The organism is Microbacterium flavescens, assembly GCF_018588945.1.
Lineage (GTDB): Bacteria > Actinomycetota > Actinomycetes > Actinomycetales > Microbacteriaceae > Microbacterium > Microbacterium flavescens.
Genome location: NZ_JAFIWA010000001.1, coordinates 387,199 through 402,381, shown reverse-complemented (window position 1 = coordinate 402,381; position 15,183 = coordinate 387,199). Strand labels below are relative to the sequence as shown.

Here is a 15,183-nt window from a genome sequence, read left to right as displayed (position 1 = left end):
CCCGCCGTCGGCGCTCCGTGGCAGGATTGCCCCATGCCCGAGATGCCCGAGGTGCAGGGTCTCGTGGAGTTCCTCCACGGACGCCTGACAGGACTCGAGGTCACGCGCGTCTCGGTCGCGAACATCGCCGCCCTCAAGACGTACGACCCTCCGGTCGACGCCCTGAAGGGCGCCCGCATCGCGGGGGTCGCGCGTCACGGCAAGTTCGTCGACATCGCCACGACGGGCACGGATGCCGCACCCCACCTCGTCTTCCACCTGGCCAAAGCCGGCTGGCTGCGCTTCTACGACCAGCTCCCGACGACGGTCATCCGCCCCGGCAAGACGCCCATCGCCCTGCGCGTCGCACTCTCCGACGGCTCCGGATTCGACCTCACCGAGGCCGGCACCAAGAAGTCCCTGGCCGTCTACGTCGTCCGCGACCCGGCCGACGTGCCCGGAATCGCGCGCCTGGGGCCCGACCCGCTCGACCCCGCGTTCACGCGCGACACCCTGGCCGGGCTGCTCGCCGGCCGTCGCACCCAGATCAAGGGCGTGCTGCGCGACCAGGCCACGATCGCGGGCGTCGGCAATGCGTACTCCGACGAGATCCTGCACGCGGCGAAGATGTCGCCGTATGCCCTGGCCTCCAGCCTCGACGACGCCGAGATCGACCGGGTGTTCGCCGCGATGACCGACACGCTCACCGAGGCGGTGGCCGCGGCATCCGGCAAGCCTCCTGCCGAGCTGAAAGACGCCAAACGGCGCGGCATGAGGGTGCACGGACGCCGCGGCGAGACGTGCCCGGTCTGTGGAGACGAGGTGCGCAGCGTCTTCTTCGCCGACAACTCGCTCGAGTACTGCCCGACGTGTCAGACGGGCGGCAAGATCCTCGCGGATCGGCGCCTGTCGCGCCTGCTCAAGTGATCAGCCGTCGGCCGCGTCCATGAGGGCGCGGGCGTCGTCGTCGACCCAATCGAGCGACTTCGACACCGCCTTCTTCCACAGTCGGCAGCGGCGCTCGCGCTCGTCCTGCGCCATGCGCGGCTCGAACCGCACGTCCTCCTGCCAGTGCGCCCGCAGCTCGTCGCGGCTCCTCCAGACACCGGTCGCGAGGCCCGCGGCGTAGGCGGCTCCGAGCGCCGTGGTCTCGACGACCTTCGGCCGCACGACCGGAACGCCGAGGATGTCGGCCTGGAATTGCATGAGGGCGTCGTTGCGCGTCATCCCGCCGTCCACGCGCAGCTCGTCGAGCTCGCGCCCGGTGTCGGCGACGACCGCCTCGATCACGTCCCGCGTCTGGAATGCGGTGGCCTCGAGCGCGGCGCGTGCGATGTGCCCCTTGTTGACGAAGCGGGTCATGCCCACCAGCGCGGCGCGGGCGTCGGGGCGCCAGTACGGCGCGTACAGACCGGAGAACGCGGGCACGAAGTACGCGCCGCCGTTGTCATCGACGGTCGCGGCGAGCGACTCGACGTCTTCCGAGCGCTGGATGATGCCCAGGTTGTCGCGCAGCCACTGCACCAGCGATCCGGTGACGGCGATCGAGCCCTCGAGCGCGTAGCGCGCCGGCTCGTCGCCGCAGCGGTACGCGACGGTCGTGATCAGCCCGCTGTCCGAGCGCACGATCTCGGTGCCGGTGTTCACCAGCAGGAAGTTGCCGGTGCCGTACGTATTCTTCGATTCGCCGGCGTCGAACGCGGCCTGGCCGAAGGTGGCCGCCTGCTGGTCGCCGAGGATTCCGGCGATCGGCGTGCCGTGGAGCACATCCGGCAGCTGCGAGGTGCCGACGACCTCGGACGAGGAGCGGATCTCGGGCATCATCGACCGCGGGATGCCCCACACCGCGAGCAGCTCGTCCGACCAGTCCAGCGTGCGCAGGTCCATGAGCAGGGTGCGTGAGGCGTTGGTGACGTCGGTGACGTGGATGCCGCCGCGGGCGCCGCCCGTCAGATTCCAGATGACCCAGGTGTCGGGCGTGCCGAACACGAGGTGACCCGCCTCCGCGGCCTGGCGCGCGCCGGGCACACGGTCGAGGATCCACGCGACCTTCGACGCGGAGAAGTACGTGGCGAGCGGCAGTCCCGTCGTCTCGGCGAAGCGGTAGGTGCCGTCGCCCGACCCGTCTTGCGAGCCGGCGAGCTCGTCGACGCGGGGCTGGGTTCGGGTGTCCTGCCACACCAGGGCGTTGTGCACCGGCCGCCCGGTGCGGCGGTCCCAGACGATCGCCGTCTCGCGTTGGTTGGTCACGCCGACGGCGGCGATGTCGGATGCCGCCACCGCGGCCCGGGTGAGGCACGACGCCACCACCCACTCGGTGTTCGTCCAGATCTCGACGGGGTCGTGCTCGACCCATCCGGCACGCGGGAAGATCTGCTCGTGCTCGCGCTGGGCGACCGAGACGACGGCGCCCGCCGAGTCGAACACGATCGCCCGCGTCGAGGTCGTGCCCTGATCGATCGCCAGAACGTGATCGGCCAACACCGGCTCCTTCCTCGCGGGCGACATCGCCCGCATGCGTCACGGGGGCCCGCTCGGCGCCCGGCTGCGGTCAGGCTATCGCGAGGTGGCGGATGCCTCGGCCCACGACGGGTCGGCGGCGTGCACCATCGCGACCCCGCGCTCGACCTCGGACGCGGTGCGCCCGGCATCCCAGCCGAGCACCGGCGCGACGAGAGCGGCGATCTCCGTGACGGCGGCTTCCGACGCACCGCCCACGAAGGCGATGCTCGTCCGGCGCATCAGCAGATCGTCGAGATGGACCACGTCCTCGCTCAGCGCGAGGTGCCGCACCTCGGCGCTGCTGTAGCCGGGGAGATGCACCAGCGGAGCGTCGTCGGGATCCTCCGCGATCGCGGCGACGAGGTCTGTCGCGACGGTGCCGTACCGATCGAGCAGGGTCGCGACGCGGGCGGCCGGCAGACCGTCGGCGTGCCCCGCGATCCACTGCTGCCGGGCCCGCTCGGTCGTCGGGAAGCCGTTCCCGCCGCCGATGGCGACGCCCTTCGTGGACCGCCGGCGCGGACGAGCGAGGAGCGCCAGGGCGCGGTCGGCGAGGTGCTCGGCCGACGCCCGGAACGTGGTCCATTTGCCGCCGACGAGGCTCAGCACGGTGGCATCCCCTCCCACGAGCGGAGCCGCCTCGATGCGGTAGTCGCGCGAGACGAACCCCGGGGCGAGATCGCCGTGCCCGGGAAGCGGGCGCACGCCCGAGAACCGGTACACGATCTGCGATCGGTCGACGCCGATGCCGGGCAGCACCTGCCCGATGAGGTCGATGAAGTAGTCGACCTCCTCCTCGGTGCAGACGATCGGGTCGCCCATGCGGTGCTCGAGGTCGGTGGTGCCGACGAGCACGCGGCCCTTGAGCGGGTAGATGAGCACGATGCGGCCGTCGGCGTTCTCGAAGAACAGCTCCCGGCCCCCGGTGGCCGCCAGCAGTTCGGGGTGGTCGAGCACGATGTGCGAGCCCTTGGTCCCGCCCATGTAGTGGGTGGGGTCGCCGAGGGCGAGGTTGGTGAGATCGGTCCACGGACCCGATGCGTTGATGACGACGGATGCCGCGAACCCCAGCTCTTCGCCCGAGACCATGTCACGCAGCACGACGCGGCCGCCCTCGGCGCCCACCGCTGCGGTGTAGTTCGCTGCGCGAGCCTGGTCGCCGCCGGCCCGGCGGCCGTCGCGGAGCACGTCGATCGCGAGCCGCTCGGGGTCGTGGAGCGAGGCGTCCCAGTAGGTCGCGGTGTACTTCACGTCGGGGTTGAGGGCCGGCAGTTCCTGCAGCGACCGCTTGCGGCCCCGGAACGCGTGGCGCGGCACGCGGCCGCCGCCGCGAGAGAAGGAGTCGTAGATCACGAGCCCGATCTTGATGAGGGCGGCGCCCCGCTCGGTGTGCTTGCCTCCGCCGTGACGCAGGAAGCGCAGCGGCGCGCTGAGCACGCCGGAGAACGTCGAGAAGATCGGGATGGTGGTCTGCAGCGGACGCACGTAGTGGGGAGCGATGCGCAGCAGCGCGTTGCGCTCGGTGACGGCCTCGTGCACGAGCCGGAACTCGCCGTTCTCGAGGTAGCGGATGCCACCGTGGATCATGTGGGATGACGCCGCCGATGCTCCGCTGATGAAGTCGTCGCGCTCCACCAGTGCGACGTCGACCCCCTGCATCGCGAGATCGCGGAAGGTGGCGAGCCCATTGATCCCGCCGCCCACGATCAGGACATCGGCGTACGGACGCTCCGCCAGTTCATCGAATCCCGGTGCAGTGCGTGAGCCCATCGTCATCCCCCGTCGTGCTCGTGGTCTGCTGTCCCTCCATGATGTCACCGATGGACGTCCTTGCAGGCCGCATGCACACATGTGCAACGATGGGCGGGTGGACGAGCCCCTGGACGCGCGGTCGGTGCAGCGCGCGCTCACGGCCGCGCACCTCTACTACGTGCAGGACCGCACGATGGAGGCGATCGCGCGCGAGCTCGGAACGTCGCGTTCGACCGTCTCGCGGCTGCTCGCCCAGGCCCGGGCGACGGGCATCGTCGACATCCGCATCCGCTCGCCGTTCGCGGCTCCGCAGCTGCTCGAGGAGCACCTCGCCGAGCGCTTCGGTGTGACGGCCCAGGTCGTCCCCGTTCCCGACGACGCGAACGAGGTCGAGCGCCTGGAGCGGGTCTCGGTCGCCGCGGCGCACCTGCTGGGCGACCTCATCCGCGAGGACATGACCGTCGGCGTCGCGTGGGGATCGACCACCGCCGCGATCAGCCGGCGCCTCGCCCCCCAGCAGGTGCACGGCACGACCTTCGTCCAGCTGAACGGCTCGGGCAACACCCACACCACCGGTCTGCTCTACGCGAGCGAGATCCTGAGCCGCTTCGCCGCCGCGTACGGCGGCAGTGCTCAGCAGTTCCCGGTCCCCGCGTTCTTCGACGACCCGCGCACGAAGAGCGCGATGTGGCGCGAGCGCAGCACGCGGCGCATCCTCGCGATGCAGGCGGCCATGGACCTCGTCGTGTTCAGCACCGGCTCCGCCGACTCCCGCGTGCCCAGTCACGTCTACTCGGGCGGATATCTCGAGGCGCAGGAGCTCGCATCGCTCGAGACCGAAGGTGTGGTCGGCGACGTGGCCACGGTCTTCTTCCGCGCAGACGGCTCGAGCGACGGCATCCCTCTCAACGAGCGCGCGACCGGGCCGCGCTTCGACGTGCTGCGTGCGGTGCCGCGGCGGCTGTGCGTCGTATCGGGCGTCTCGAAGCTCGCGAGCCTCCGGGGCGCGCTCGCCGCCGGCCTGGTGACCGACCTCGTGGTCGATGAGGCGGTCGCGCGGGCGCTCGCCGACTGAGCGACTGTTTCATGCGGACACATGGAATGAACTCGCGTCGGGGACGTTGAGTAGACTCGAGAGCATCAACGTGCTCCGGGGTCGGTGAGAATCCGAACCGGCGGTGACAGTCCGCGAGCCAAGGCACCAGCATCCGAACAGATGCCGCCACGGCTGATCCGGTGGAAATCCGGAACCGACGGTGATGCGACAGGTGACTGTCGCTAGTCCGGATGGGAGGCAGCACGGGCGACGCCATGCGCGTTGCCGGTCTCCCGTGCCCCGGATCATCGCGACCGGACACACGGAGGACACGGATGACGGCGACACCGGCTGAGCGCGACGCGATGCGTCGGGCGCTCGACCTCGCCCGTCGCGGCCCGCGCGGGATCAACCCGCAGGTCGGGGCCCTGATCATCTCCGCCGACGGCGACGTCCTCGCGGAAGGCTGGCACCGCGGAGCGGGCACTCCGCACGCGGAAGTGGACGCGCTCTCCCGCCTCTCCCCAGGCGACGCCGACGGGGCGACCGCGATCGTCACGCTCGAGCCCTGCAACCACACCGGGCGCACGGGCCCGTGCGCCGTGGCGCTGATCGCCGCCGGCGTGTCCCGCGTGGTCTACGCCATCGACGACCCCAACGACGTCTCCTCGGGCGGTGCCGATCGCGTGCGCGACGCCGGCGTGGCCGTCGAGTCGGGCGTGCTGGCCGACGAGGCACGCGAGCTCCTCGACTCCTGGCTGACGGTCCAGCGGCTCGGCCGCCCGCACGTGACGGTCAAGTGGGCGCAGAGCCTCGACGGCCGTGCCGCGGCACCCGACGGCACGAGTCAGTGGATCACCGGACCCGCCGCGCGCGCCGACGTGCACCAGCGCCGCGCCGCAGCCGACGCAATCGTCGTCGGCACGGGCACGCTCCTCGCCGACGACCCCGCCCTCACGGCGCGCGCCGACGACGGATCCCTCCTCGATCATCAGCCGATCCCGGTCGTCCTGGGCGAGCGGCCGGTGCCCGACGACGCAGCCGTGCTGAGGCATCCGCACCCCTTCCTGCAGTACCCGGGCGACCTCGACGCCGCCCTGTCCGACCTGCGCCGCCGCGGCGTGCACCGGGTCTTCGTCGAGGGCGGTCCCGCCGTCGCGGCGTCCTTCGTGCGCGCCGGACTCGCCGATGAGCTCCTGGTGTACATCGCGCCGGCGCTGATCGGCGGCGACATGCTCGCGCTGCGCGACGTCGGCGTCACGACCATCGGCGAAGCGCGACGCCTCACGGTGCGCGACGTCGAGAAGCTCGGCGATGACCTGCTGGTCGTCGCCGCCCCCGCCACAGAAGGAGTCAGCTGATGTTCACCGGAATCGTCGAGGAGATCGGCGAAGTCACCGCGATCGAGCCGTCCGGCGACGGCGTGCGCGTCACCGTGCGAGCTCCGAAGGCGGTGTCGGATGCCGCGCACGGCGACTCCATCTCCGTCAGCGGCGTGTGCCTCACGGTCGTCGGCCAGGGAGCGGACTGGTTCACCGCCGACGTCATGCGCCAGACGCTCGACATGTCGACGCTGCAGGGCGTGGCGGCGGGGCGTCCCGTCAACCTGGAGCGCGCAACCGTCGCCCACGGGCGGCTCGGCGGGCACATCGTGCAGGGTCACATCGACGGCACCGGCGAGGTGCTCGAGGTGCGGCCCGGCGCGCAGTGGCGCGTCCTGCGGATCGCGCTCCCGGCCGACCTCGCGCCGCTCGTCGTCGACAAGGGTTCGATCGCCGTCGACGGCGTCTCGCTCACCGTGAGCGCGGTCAGCCCGGCGGTGCCTGCCGACGGCGTCCACTGGTTCGAGGTCTCGCTCATCCCCGAGACGCTCGAGGCGACGACCCTCGGCAGCCGGGTCCCCGGCGACCGCGTCAACCTCGAGACCGACATCCTCGCGCGCCACGTGCAGCGCCTTCACGCCTTCGCTTCAGCGGCTCCGGCCGCACCCGCAGTCCCCGACTACCCCGCGGCCGCCGCCGCACCCACGGAAGGAGGCTCGAAATGAGCCTTTCCACCATTCCCGAGGCGCTGGACGCGATCCGCGCCGGCAAGCCGGTCATCGTCGCCGACGATGAGAACCGCGAGAACGAGGGCGACGTCGTCCTCTCCGCGGAGCTTGCGACGCCCGAGTGGCTGGCGTGGACCGTCCGCTGGTCCAGCGGCTTCATCTGCGCGCCGATGCCCGCCGAGTGGGCTGACCGCCTCGACCTGCCGCCGATGGTCGAGATCAACCAGGACGCCCGCTCCACGGCCTACACCGTGAGCGTCGACGCCGCCGATCGCGTGTCGACCGGCATCAGCGCGTCCGACCGCGCCCACACGCTGAACGTGCTCGCCAACCCCGAGTCGGTGCCGACCAGCGTCATCCGTCCCGGCCACATCCTGCCGCTGCGCGCCGTCGAGGGCGGCGTGCGCGAGCGCGGCGGTCACACCGAAGCGGCAGTGGAGCTCATGCGTCTCGCCGGCGTGCAGCCGGTGGGCGCGATCGCCGAGGTCGTGGCCGAGGACGGCTCGATGATGCGACTGCCCGGGCTCCAGGAGCTCGGCGCCCGCGACGGCGTCCCGGTCATCACGATCGAGCAGCTCATCGCCTACCTGAACGAGCACGAGCCGCTCGATCCCGACGCCCAGGTGCACGCCGCGCATAAGCGGCGCGTGAGCCTGCGGGCCGAGGCTCTCGTGCCCACCTCGCACGGCGAGTTCCGGTTCCTGGCCTACAAGGACCGCGTGACGGGCACAGACCACCTCGCGGTGGTGTCGGGCGAGCTCGGCGAGTCGCCGCTCGTCCGCGTGCACTCCGAGTGCCTCACGGGTGAGGCCTTCGGCTCGCTCAAGTGCGAGTGCGGCCCCCAGCTGGATGCCGCGCTCGACGCCATCGAGCAGGACGGCGGCGTCGTCGTCTACATGCGCGGACACGAGGGGCGCGGCATCGGGCTCATCAACAAGCTGCGCGCCTACTCGCTGCAGGAGCGCGGACTCGACACCGTCGACGCCAACCTCGCGCTCGGCCTGCCGGCCGATGCACGCGACTACGCAGCGGCCGCCGGGATCCTCGCCGACCTGGGCGTCGACAAGGTCCGCCTGCTCACCAACAACGCCGACAAGGTGAACCAGCTGCGCGAGTTCGGCCTCGACATCGTCGAGCAGGTTCCGCTCCTGGTCGGTGTGGGTCCGAACAACCACCAGTACCTCGCCACCAAGCGCGACCGCATGGGTCACCTGATCGACGAGGAAGACCTCGCCGACGCGCTCGCGCAGATGCACGAAGGAGCAGAGCGATGAGCGGCAAGGGCGCTCCCCAGGCCACCGGTCAGCTCGACGCCTCCGGTCTCGACGTCGTCGTGATCGCGGGCACGTGGCACGACGTGATCACCGACGGCCTCATCGCCGGCGCCGAGCGCGCCCTCGAGGCCGCCGGTGCGACCTGGCGACTCGTGCGCGTCCCCGGTTCGTTCGAGCTGCCCGTCGCGGCCAAGGCCGCCCTCGATGCGGGCGCCGACGCGGTGGTCGCTCTCGGCGTGATCATCCGCGGCGGCACGCCGCACTTCGAGTTCGTGTCGTCGGCTGCGACCGACGGGCTGACCCGCGTCGCGCTCGACACCGGAAAGCCGGTGGGCTTCGGCGTGCTCACGCTCGACGACGAGGCGCAGGGCATCGCCCGTGCCGGATTCGCGGACTCCGAGGAGGACAAGGGCCACGAGGCAGCCGACGCGGCCATCCGCACCGCCCTCGTCCTGCGCGAGCTGCGCGCCGGCTGACCCCGACCGCGCCCGGTGAGGCGCGCCTTGCTGGCGGCCGCGACGCGACGGGCATACCGTGACGTCCATGGAGTTCCTTCGCCACCTCGTCCTGCTGTTCCACCTCGTCGGGTTCGCGATCCTCTTCGGAGCGTGGGCCGTCGAGCTCGTCAACGGCCACCGGGGCATCACCCGCCTGATGCACTGGGGACTCGCCATCGCCGGCGTCGCCGGGCTCATCCTCGCCGCCCCGTGGGGCATCGACTACGAGCTCAACTACGTCAAGATCGGCGTGAAGCTCGTGATCCTGCTGATCATCGGCGCTCTGCTCGGCATCGGCGCCGGCCGCGAGCGCAAGAGCGGGTCCGTTCCCGCGGCCGTGTTCTGGTCGATCGGAGTGCTCACGCTCACCAACGCCGCCCTCGGAGTCCTCTGGCGCTGAGCCAGGACTGGGAAAAGCGGATGCCGCGGCCGGGGCCGCGGCATCCGCTTTCCCGCTTCGGGGTTAGGGTTGATCCTCGTAGCCGGGGGAACAGCCTCGGCTCACGGTGACCCAGTGCAGAGCCGCCTGACGCGTCACCCCGCGTCGCGCGGCTGCCCACCACCCGTCCCACGAGGATCCCCGCTTCGCGTTTCACAGGTATTGAATGTCTTCCCCCACTGCATCAGCCCCCACCCCCGCGATCACTCCCGCCAATCCTCGCTCGCGCGTCATCACCGCGAGCCTGATCGGCACCACGATCGAGTTCTACGACTTCTACGTCTACGCCACCGCCGCGGTGCTCGTCTTCCCGATCCTCTTCTTCCCCACCGGGAACGAGACCACCGCGCTCCTCGCCTCGTTCGGCGTCTTCGGCGCGGCCATGGTCGCCCGCCCGCTGGGCGCGGTCGTCTTCGGGCACTTCGGCGACAAGTTCGGTCGCAAGGCGACCCTCGTGGCCTCGCTGCTCACGATGGGCATCGCGACCTTCCTCATCGGCTTCCTGCCCACGTTCAACGACATCGGCCTGTGGGCGGCGCTCCTGCTGCTGATCCTCCGCCTCGCGCAGGGCTTCGCCCTCGGCGGCGAGTGGTCGGGGGCGGCGCTGGTGGCCACCGAGAACGCGCCCGCGGGCAAGCGCGCCTGGTACGGGACGTTCCCGCAGCTCGGTGCACCGCTCGGGTTCATCATCGCCAACACGATCTTCCTGCTGATCAACTTCGCGCTCCCCCACCCCGAGGGCACCGCGCAGCGCTCCGAGGCCTTCCTCGCGTGGGGCTGGCGCGTGCCGTTCCTGTTCTCCGCGGTGATGGTGATCGTCGGCCTCTGGGTGCGGCTGCGCCTGGTGGAGTCCGAGACCTTCGTCCGGGCCGAGAAGAAGGGCGCGATCCGCAAGTTCCCGCTGGGCGAGACCGTGCGCCGGCACTGGTGGCAGCTGATCCTCGGCACGTTCATCATGCTGGCGACCTACGTGCTCTTCTACCTGATGACGAGCTTCACGCTGTCGTACGGCACGAAGGCGCAGACCGAGGCCGCGCGCGCCGCGGCGGAGTCGGCGGGTACCCCGTTCGACGCGGCGACGTACGTGCCCGGTCTCGGGTTCGGCTACACCGACTTCGTCATCATGCAGATCATCGGCGTGGTGTTCTTCGGCATCTTCACGCTGCTGTCCGGCCCGGTGGCCGACACGATCGGGCGCCGCAAGCTCCTGCTGTGGGTCACGGCGGCCATCGGCGTCTTCGGCCTGACCTTCAACGTCTTCCTGCTGCCGCAGCTGGATCCGATGTTCACCGGCGCGCTCGTGCAGGCGTTCCTCATCTTCGGCTTCATGCTCATGGGCGCCACCTTCGGGCCGATGGGCGCGATCCTGCCCGAGCTGTTCCCCACGAACGTCCGCTACACCGGGTCGGCGATCTCGTACAACGTGTCGTCGATCCTCGGGGCGGCCCTGGCGCCGATCATCGCGGTCGCGCTGTGGGCGGCGACGGGCGGCGAGCCGTGGCTCGTCGGCGTGTACCTCACCGCCTCGAGCGTGCTGACGATCATCGCCCTCGCGCTCTCCAAGGAGACGAAGGACGTCAGCTACGACGACAACCTGGGTCTCGGCGAGACCGGGTCACTGTAGGAGCCATTCTCCGACCACGATTCGAGCCGGAGAGCGGATGCCGCGGGCCTGCGCCTGCGGCATCCGCTCTCTTGTCTGAGACGACGGCGGCGGCCGCGACACTCTGAAGGCATGGCGACCCTTCGCCGAGTCACCGAGCGCAGACGGCGCGCGTCTTCCACCGCCGTCGGCGCACTGCTGCTCGCGCTGATGCTGTCGGCGTGCGCGGCGGCCGGTCCGCCCGACAGCGCTGCGGACGCCCCCACCCCGCAGCCGGTGTCCACACGAGTCCCGTCGAACGAGTGCGGCGAGGGCGGCGTCTACGAGTGGGACGGCTCACCCGGGCCGGCCACCCGCGCCGGCGCGATCCAGGACATGCTCGAGTGGTACGAGAAGGCTCTGGCATCCGAGCCCATGCAGCCGAGCCACACCGATCGGGAGTCCGCGCGCATCGCGATCCGCACTCTCCGCGCGGGGCTCGAGGCGCTGCCGGATGCGGAGGCGACCGTGGACGCGGACGATTATCTGGTTGTCGAGCCGATCGCGGACGACGGCGCTTCGCTCGGCAGCATTCACATCGACCCGCAGCGAAGCGGAGGCTACCGGGTCGGCATGTTCGGGGCCGTGGGCTTCGATACCGATGGGCCGGAGTGCATCCCGGCGCCGGTCATCTCGGCGAGGTGCAGCGTCGAGGAGACCTACCCGCCGGGCGCGCTTCCGTCGGCCGCGACCCGCGAGGGAGCGATCCGCGTGCTGATCAACACGTTCGAGACCTCCGCGGGCGATCCGCTGCAAGCCGCAACGGCCGCGCGTGGGCTCGCCGCGCTGCTCGAAATGCTGCCCCGCGTGGTGAACCCACCGGCCGACGCTGCACCCGTCGAGTTCTCCGCCTTCCACGACAACCGCTACGAGCTCGCCTGGATCGACCTCGCTCCGCACCCGGACGGAGGATTGCAGGCGCGGGCGTTCCGGGCGACCGCGTTCACGACCGACCCGCAGTGCGGGGCGTGATCCCTGTCAGTCGAGGAACAGCGCGCGCAGGCGCTTGGTCGTGAAGACCAGGCCGATGGCGATCATGACGACGTAGTAGAGCACGTGCCACCACATCTCGGGCGTGAGGACGCCCGTGGTGAGACCGCGCACGAGCTCGACGCCGTGCCACAGCGGGAACGCCATGATGATCTGCTGGACCCACTCGGGGTAGACCGAGATGGGGTACAGCGTCGCCGAGAACAGGAACATCGGCAGAAGGACGAAGTTGATCCAGTCCATGTGCTGGAACGTCTTCATGTAGCTCGTGACGGCCATGCCGAGGCTGGCGAAGCCGAAGGCGACGAGGAGCACGGCGGGGATCGCGAGGATCGCGGTCGGCGCGAGGTTCAGCCCGAGGATCTGCATGATGATCATGAACCCTGTGGCGTAGAGCAGGCCGCGCAGGAGAGCGTAGAGGATCTCGCCCAGGGCCACATCGAGCGGGCCGAGCGACGTCGCGAGCATCCCCTCGTAGAGCTTGCCGTAGTTGAGCTTGAAGAACACGTTCCAGGTCGAGTCGTAGATCGCGCCGTTCATCGCGGAGACGGCGAGCAGCGCCGGAGCGATGAAGGCAGCGTACGAGACCTCGACGCCACTGGAGGTCTGCACGTCGCCGATGATCGAGCCGAGCCCGATGCCCATCGACGCCAGGTAGAACACCGGCTCGAAGAAGCCGGAGAGCACGATGATCCAGCTCGAGGAGCGCGCCGCGATGAGCCCGCGCTGCACGACAGACTGCGGGTTGCCCGCCCAGAGGGCGCGTACGCCGCCCACTCGGATCGGCGCATCGGTGACGGTCGCGGCGCTCACTTGGCCAGCCTCCGTTCGAACAGACGCCGGCCGACGATCAGGCCGCCGATCGCCAGGACCAGCAGGTACACCACGTGCACGACGATCAGGATCGGCGGAGAGGGCTGGCCGTACGTCACGACCCGGCCCAGTTCGGTCGCGTGCCACAGCGGAGAGACCCAGCCAATCCATTCCAGCCAGTCGGGAAGGGCGCTGAGCGGGTAGAACGTGCCCGAGAACAGGAACATCGGCATGAAGATGAAGCGCTGCACGAGGGCGAACTGCCCCTTGTCGTCTTCGATCGAGGCGGCGTATGCCAGGAGGGGAATGCCGAACGACAGACCCGCCAGGAGCCCGATGAAGATCGACAGCCACGCGGTGCCCGGCCGGGTGGCGTCGGGCTGCAGCCACGCGAAGAACAGCACGATGAACATGAAGTACAGCACGACCGTCACGCCCATGCGCGCCGCTGCGCCGGCGACCACGCCGTTCGCGATCTGGCTCGACGACAGCGGCGATGCGTTGAAGCCGTAGAAGTAGCGGCGCCACTTGAATCCCGCCATCACCGGGTAGGTGAACTCCTCGGACGCCACCGCGATGGCGGACGTCATGAGCAGGGCCGGTGCGACGAACACCAGGTACGGCACCTGCTCGCCGGCGACCTCGATCGGCGCGTCGATCAGCGCCGCGAGCCCGACCGCGAGCCCGAGGAGATACAGCACGGGCTGCCCGAGCGCGCCGATGATGATGGTCCAGCCGTAGGCGCGCATCGCGCGCACCATGTGCTCGGTGACATACAGCGTGCCGAGGCCGCGCGGCTTGCGGCCCCATTCCATCGCCTCGGCGCGCAGCTCGTCGAGGTCGGCGTCGGTCGTGACGGATGCCTCGGGCCGAGGCATCCGCTCCCCTCCTGCGCCCGGTGAAGCGACGCCGCTCATTCGATCAGCGACCTTCCGGTGAGCCGCAGGAAGACGTCTTCGAGGCTCGAGCGGCGCACCAGGCTGGTCACCGGGTGCAGCCCGCGCCCCGTGACCTGCTCGAGCGCCGCCTCGCCGTCGGCCGCGTACACGAGCACGCGGTCGGGCAGCACCTCGACGCGGTCGCCGATGCCCTGCAGCTGCGGTGCGACCTGCTCGTTGCGGTCGGAGCCGAAGCGCACCTCGAGAACCTCGCGGCTCGAGTGGTCGCGGATGAGCGATGCCGGGGTGCCCTCAGCCATGATGCGACCCTTGTCGACCACGATGAGTCGGTCGCAGAGCTGCTCGGCCTCGTCCATGTAGTGCGTGGTCAGCACGAGGGTCGTGCCGCGCTCCTTGAGGCGGAACAGGCGGTCCCACAGCACGTGGCGCGCCTGCGGGTCGAGACCGGTCGTCGGCTCGTCGAGCAGCAGGATGCGCGGGTCGTTGATGAGACCGCGGGCGATCGTGAGCCGTCGCTTCATGCCGCCCGACAGCTGGTCGACCTTGCTCTTGGCCTTGTCTTCGAGCGCGGCGAAGGCGAGCAGCTCGTCGGCCTTCTGCGCGCACACCTTGCCGGGGAGGCCGAAGTACCGGCCGTAGATGTAGAGGTTCTCGCGCGCGTTGAGCTCGCCGTCGAGGTTGTCCTGCTGCGGAACGACGCCGAGGCGCGAGCGGATCTCGGGCCCGTAGCGATCGGGGTCGAGCCCGAGGATCGAGAGGTCGCCGGAGGTGCGCGTGGAGACGGCGCCGATCATCTTCATGGTCGTGGACTTGCCGGCGCCGTTGGGCCCGAGGAGCCCGAACGACTCCCCCGGGGCCACTTCGAACGACAGGCCGTCGACGGCCAGGAAGTCGGGCTTTCCTTTGACCTTGTAGGCCTTGACGAGGTTCTTCGCGTCGATCACGGGGGCAGGCACCGGACAACCCTAACCCCGCGCGGGGACACGCAGAGGGGACGTGTCAACCCTTGTTGACACTCGTTGAACGCGTCAACTATTGTTGACGTGGGATGCCGCCACCGAGGCATCCCGCACCGAAGGAGTACCGTGAGCGGCGACGACCTGCGCACCCTCATCGGCTCGGCCCCCGAGCGCGAGCCCATCGCCGAGCTGCACCGGCTCGCCGACGTGCGCCGCGAGCTGGCCCGCGCCGAGGAGGTGCAGGTGCGCAAGGCGCGCAACCTCGGTTACTCCTGGCAGGCGATCGCCGGGGCCCTCGGCGTGACCAGACAGGCCGTGCACAAGAAGTACGGTCGAAGGTAAGCCCCCGCA

At 70.4% G+C, this 15,183-nt stretch carries 15 protein-coding genes and 1 riboswitch; of the genes, 10 read left to right on the top strand and 5 right to left on the bottom strand.

What is annotated here, in order from left to right; translation table 11 throughout:
- Positions 1-33: 33 nt before the first annotated feature.
- Positions 34-906: an Fpg/Nei family DNA glycosylase gene (locus JX005_RS01900; RefSeq protein ID WP_214465703.1), complete on the top strand. Its 873-nt coding sequence runs from the start codon at positions 34-36 to the stop codon at positions 904-906.
- On the opposite strand, the gene glpK is transcribed toward JX005_RS01900, so the two are convergent.
- Positions 907-2,460, bottom strand: a complete 1,554-nt coding sequence (gene glpK, locus JX005_RS01895) for a glycerol kinase GlpK (protein WP_214465702.1) — start codon at positions 2,458-2,460, stop codon at positions 907-909.
- 75 nt (positions 2,461-2,535) lie between these two features.
- Positions 2,536-4,257, bottom strand: coding sequence for a glycerol-3-phosphate dehydrogenase/oxidase (locus JX005_RS01890; protein ID WP_372447305.1), 1,722 nt, complete (start codon positions 4,255-4,257; stop codon positions 2,536-2,538).
- Between the two features lie 73 nt (positions 4,258-4,330).
- On the opposite strand from JX005_RS01890, the gene JX005_RS01885 reads away from it, so the two are divergent.
- From JX005_RS01885 to JX005_RS01850, 8 genes are all read left to right on the top strand, one after another.
- Positions 4,331-5,308, top strand: coding sequence for a sugar-binding transcriptional regulator (locus JX005_RS01885; protein WP_214465700.1), 978 nt, complete (start codon positions 4,331-4,333; stop codon positions 5,306-5,308).
- Between the two features lie 67 nt (positions 5,309-5,375).
- Positions 5,376-5,537, top strand: a riboswitch (FMN riboswitch).
- A gap of 67 nt (positions 5,538-5,604) precedes the next feature.
- A complete protein-coding gene (gene ribD, locus JX005_RS01880; protein WP_214465699.1) occupies positions 5,605-6,630 on the top strand; it encodes a bifunctional diaminohydroxyphosphoribosylaminopyrimidine deaminase/5-amino-6-(5-phosphoribosylamino)uracil reductase RibD in 1,026 nt (341 codons plus the stop codon).
- Positions 6,630-7,316, top strand: a complete 687-nt coding sequence (locus JX005_RS01875; protein WP_214465698.1) for a riboflavin synthase — start codon at positions 6,630-6,632, stop codon at positions 7,314-7,316. The genes ribD and JX005_RS01875 overlap by 1 nt, the downstream gene beginning before the upstream one ends.
- Complete coding sequence (ribA, locus tag JX005_RS01870; RefSeq protein WP_214465697.1) at positions 7,313-8,593, top strand: GTP cyclohydrolase II; 1,281 nt, start codon at positions 7,313-7,315, stop codon at positions 8,591-8,593. Before JX005_RS01875 ends, ribA begins: the two co-directional genes overlap by 4 nt.
- On the top strand, positions 8,590-9,069 hold the full coding sequence (ribH, locus tag JX005_RS01865; RefSeq protein WP_214465696.1) for a 6,7-dimethyl-8-ribityllumazine synthase: 480 nt from the start codon (positions 8,590-8,592) through the stop codon (positions 9,067-9,069). Before ribA ends, ribH begins: the two co-directional genes overlap by 4 nt.
- 67 nt (positions 9,070-9,136) lie before the next feature.
- Positions 9,137-9,490: a Fe-S protein gene (locus JX005_RS01860; RefSeq protein ID WP_214465695.1), complete on the top strand. Its 354-nt coding sequence runs from the start codon at positions 9,137-9,139 to the stop codon at positions 9,488-9,490.
- A gap of 205 nt (positions 9,491-9,695) precedes the next feature.
- A complete protein-coding gene (locus JX005_RS01855) occupies positions 9,696-11,153 on the top strand; it encodes an MFS transporter (RefSeq protein ID WP_214465694.1) in 1,458 nt (485 codons plus the stop codon).
- 111 nt (positions 11,154-11,264) lie between these two features.
- Complete coding sequence (locus tag JX005_RS01850) at positions 11,265-12,143, top strand: hypothetical protein (RefSeq protein WP_214465693.1); 879 nt, start codon at positions 11,265-11,267, stop codon at positions 12,141-12,143.
- Positions 12,144-12,149: 6 nt separating this feature from the next.
- Here the strand turns inward: JX005_RS01850 and JX005_RS01845 are convergent, their stop codons facing one another.
- Genes JX005_RS01845 through JX005_RS01835 form a run of 3 tightly spaced genes read right to left on the bottom strand, consistent with a single transcriptional unit; the run spans position 12,150 to position 14,829 of the window.
- Positions 12,150-12,974: an ABC transporter permease gene (locus tag JX005_RS01845; RefSeq protein WP_214465692.1), complete on the bottom strand. Its 825-nt coding sequence runs from the start codon at positions 12,972-12,974 to the stop codon at positions 12,150-12,152.
- Positions 12,971-13,852: an ABC transporter permease gene (locus JX005_RS01840; protein ID WP_214465691.1), complete on the bottom strand. Its 882-nt coding sequence runs from the start codon at positions 13,850-13,852 to the stop codon at positions 12,971-12,973. Before JX005_RS01840 ends, JX005_RS01845 begins: the two co-directional genes overlap by 4 nt.
- A 35-nt stretch (positions 13,853-13,887) precedes the next feature.
- On the bottom strand, positions 13,888-14,829 hold the full coding sequence (locus tag JX005_RS01835) for an ABC transporter ATP-binding protein (RefSeq protein WP_214465690.1): 942 nt from the start codon (positions 14,827-14,829) through the stop codon (positions 13,888-13,890).
- 129 nt (positions 14,830-14,958) lie between these two features.
- On the opposite strand from JX005_RS01835, the gene JX005_RS01830 reads away from it, so the two are divergent.
- Positions 14,959-15,174 (top strand): AsnC family protein, encoded by a 216-nt coding sequence (locus JX005_RS01830; protein ID WP_307858474.1) that lies wholly within the window; start codon positions 14,959-14,961, stop codon positions 15,172-15,174.
- Positions 15,175-15,183: the final 9 nt, after the last annotated feature.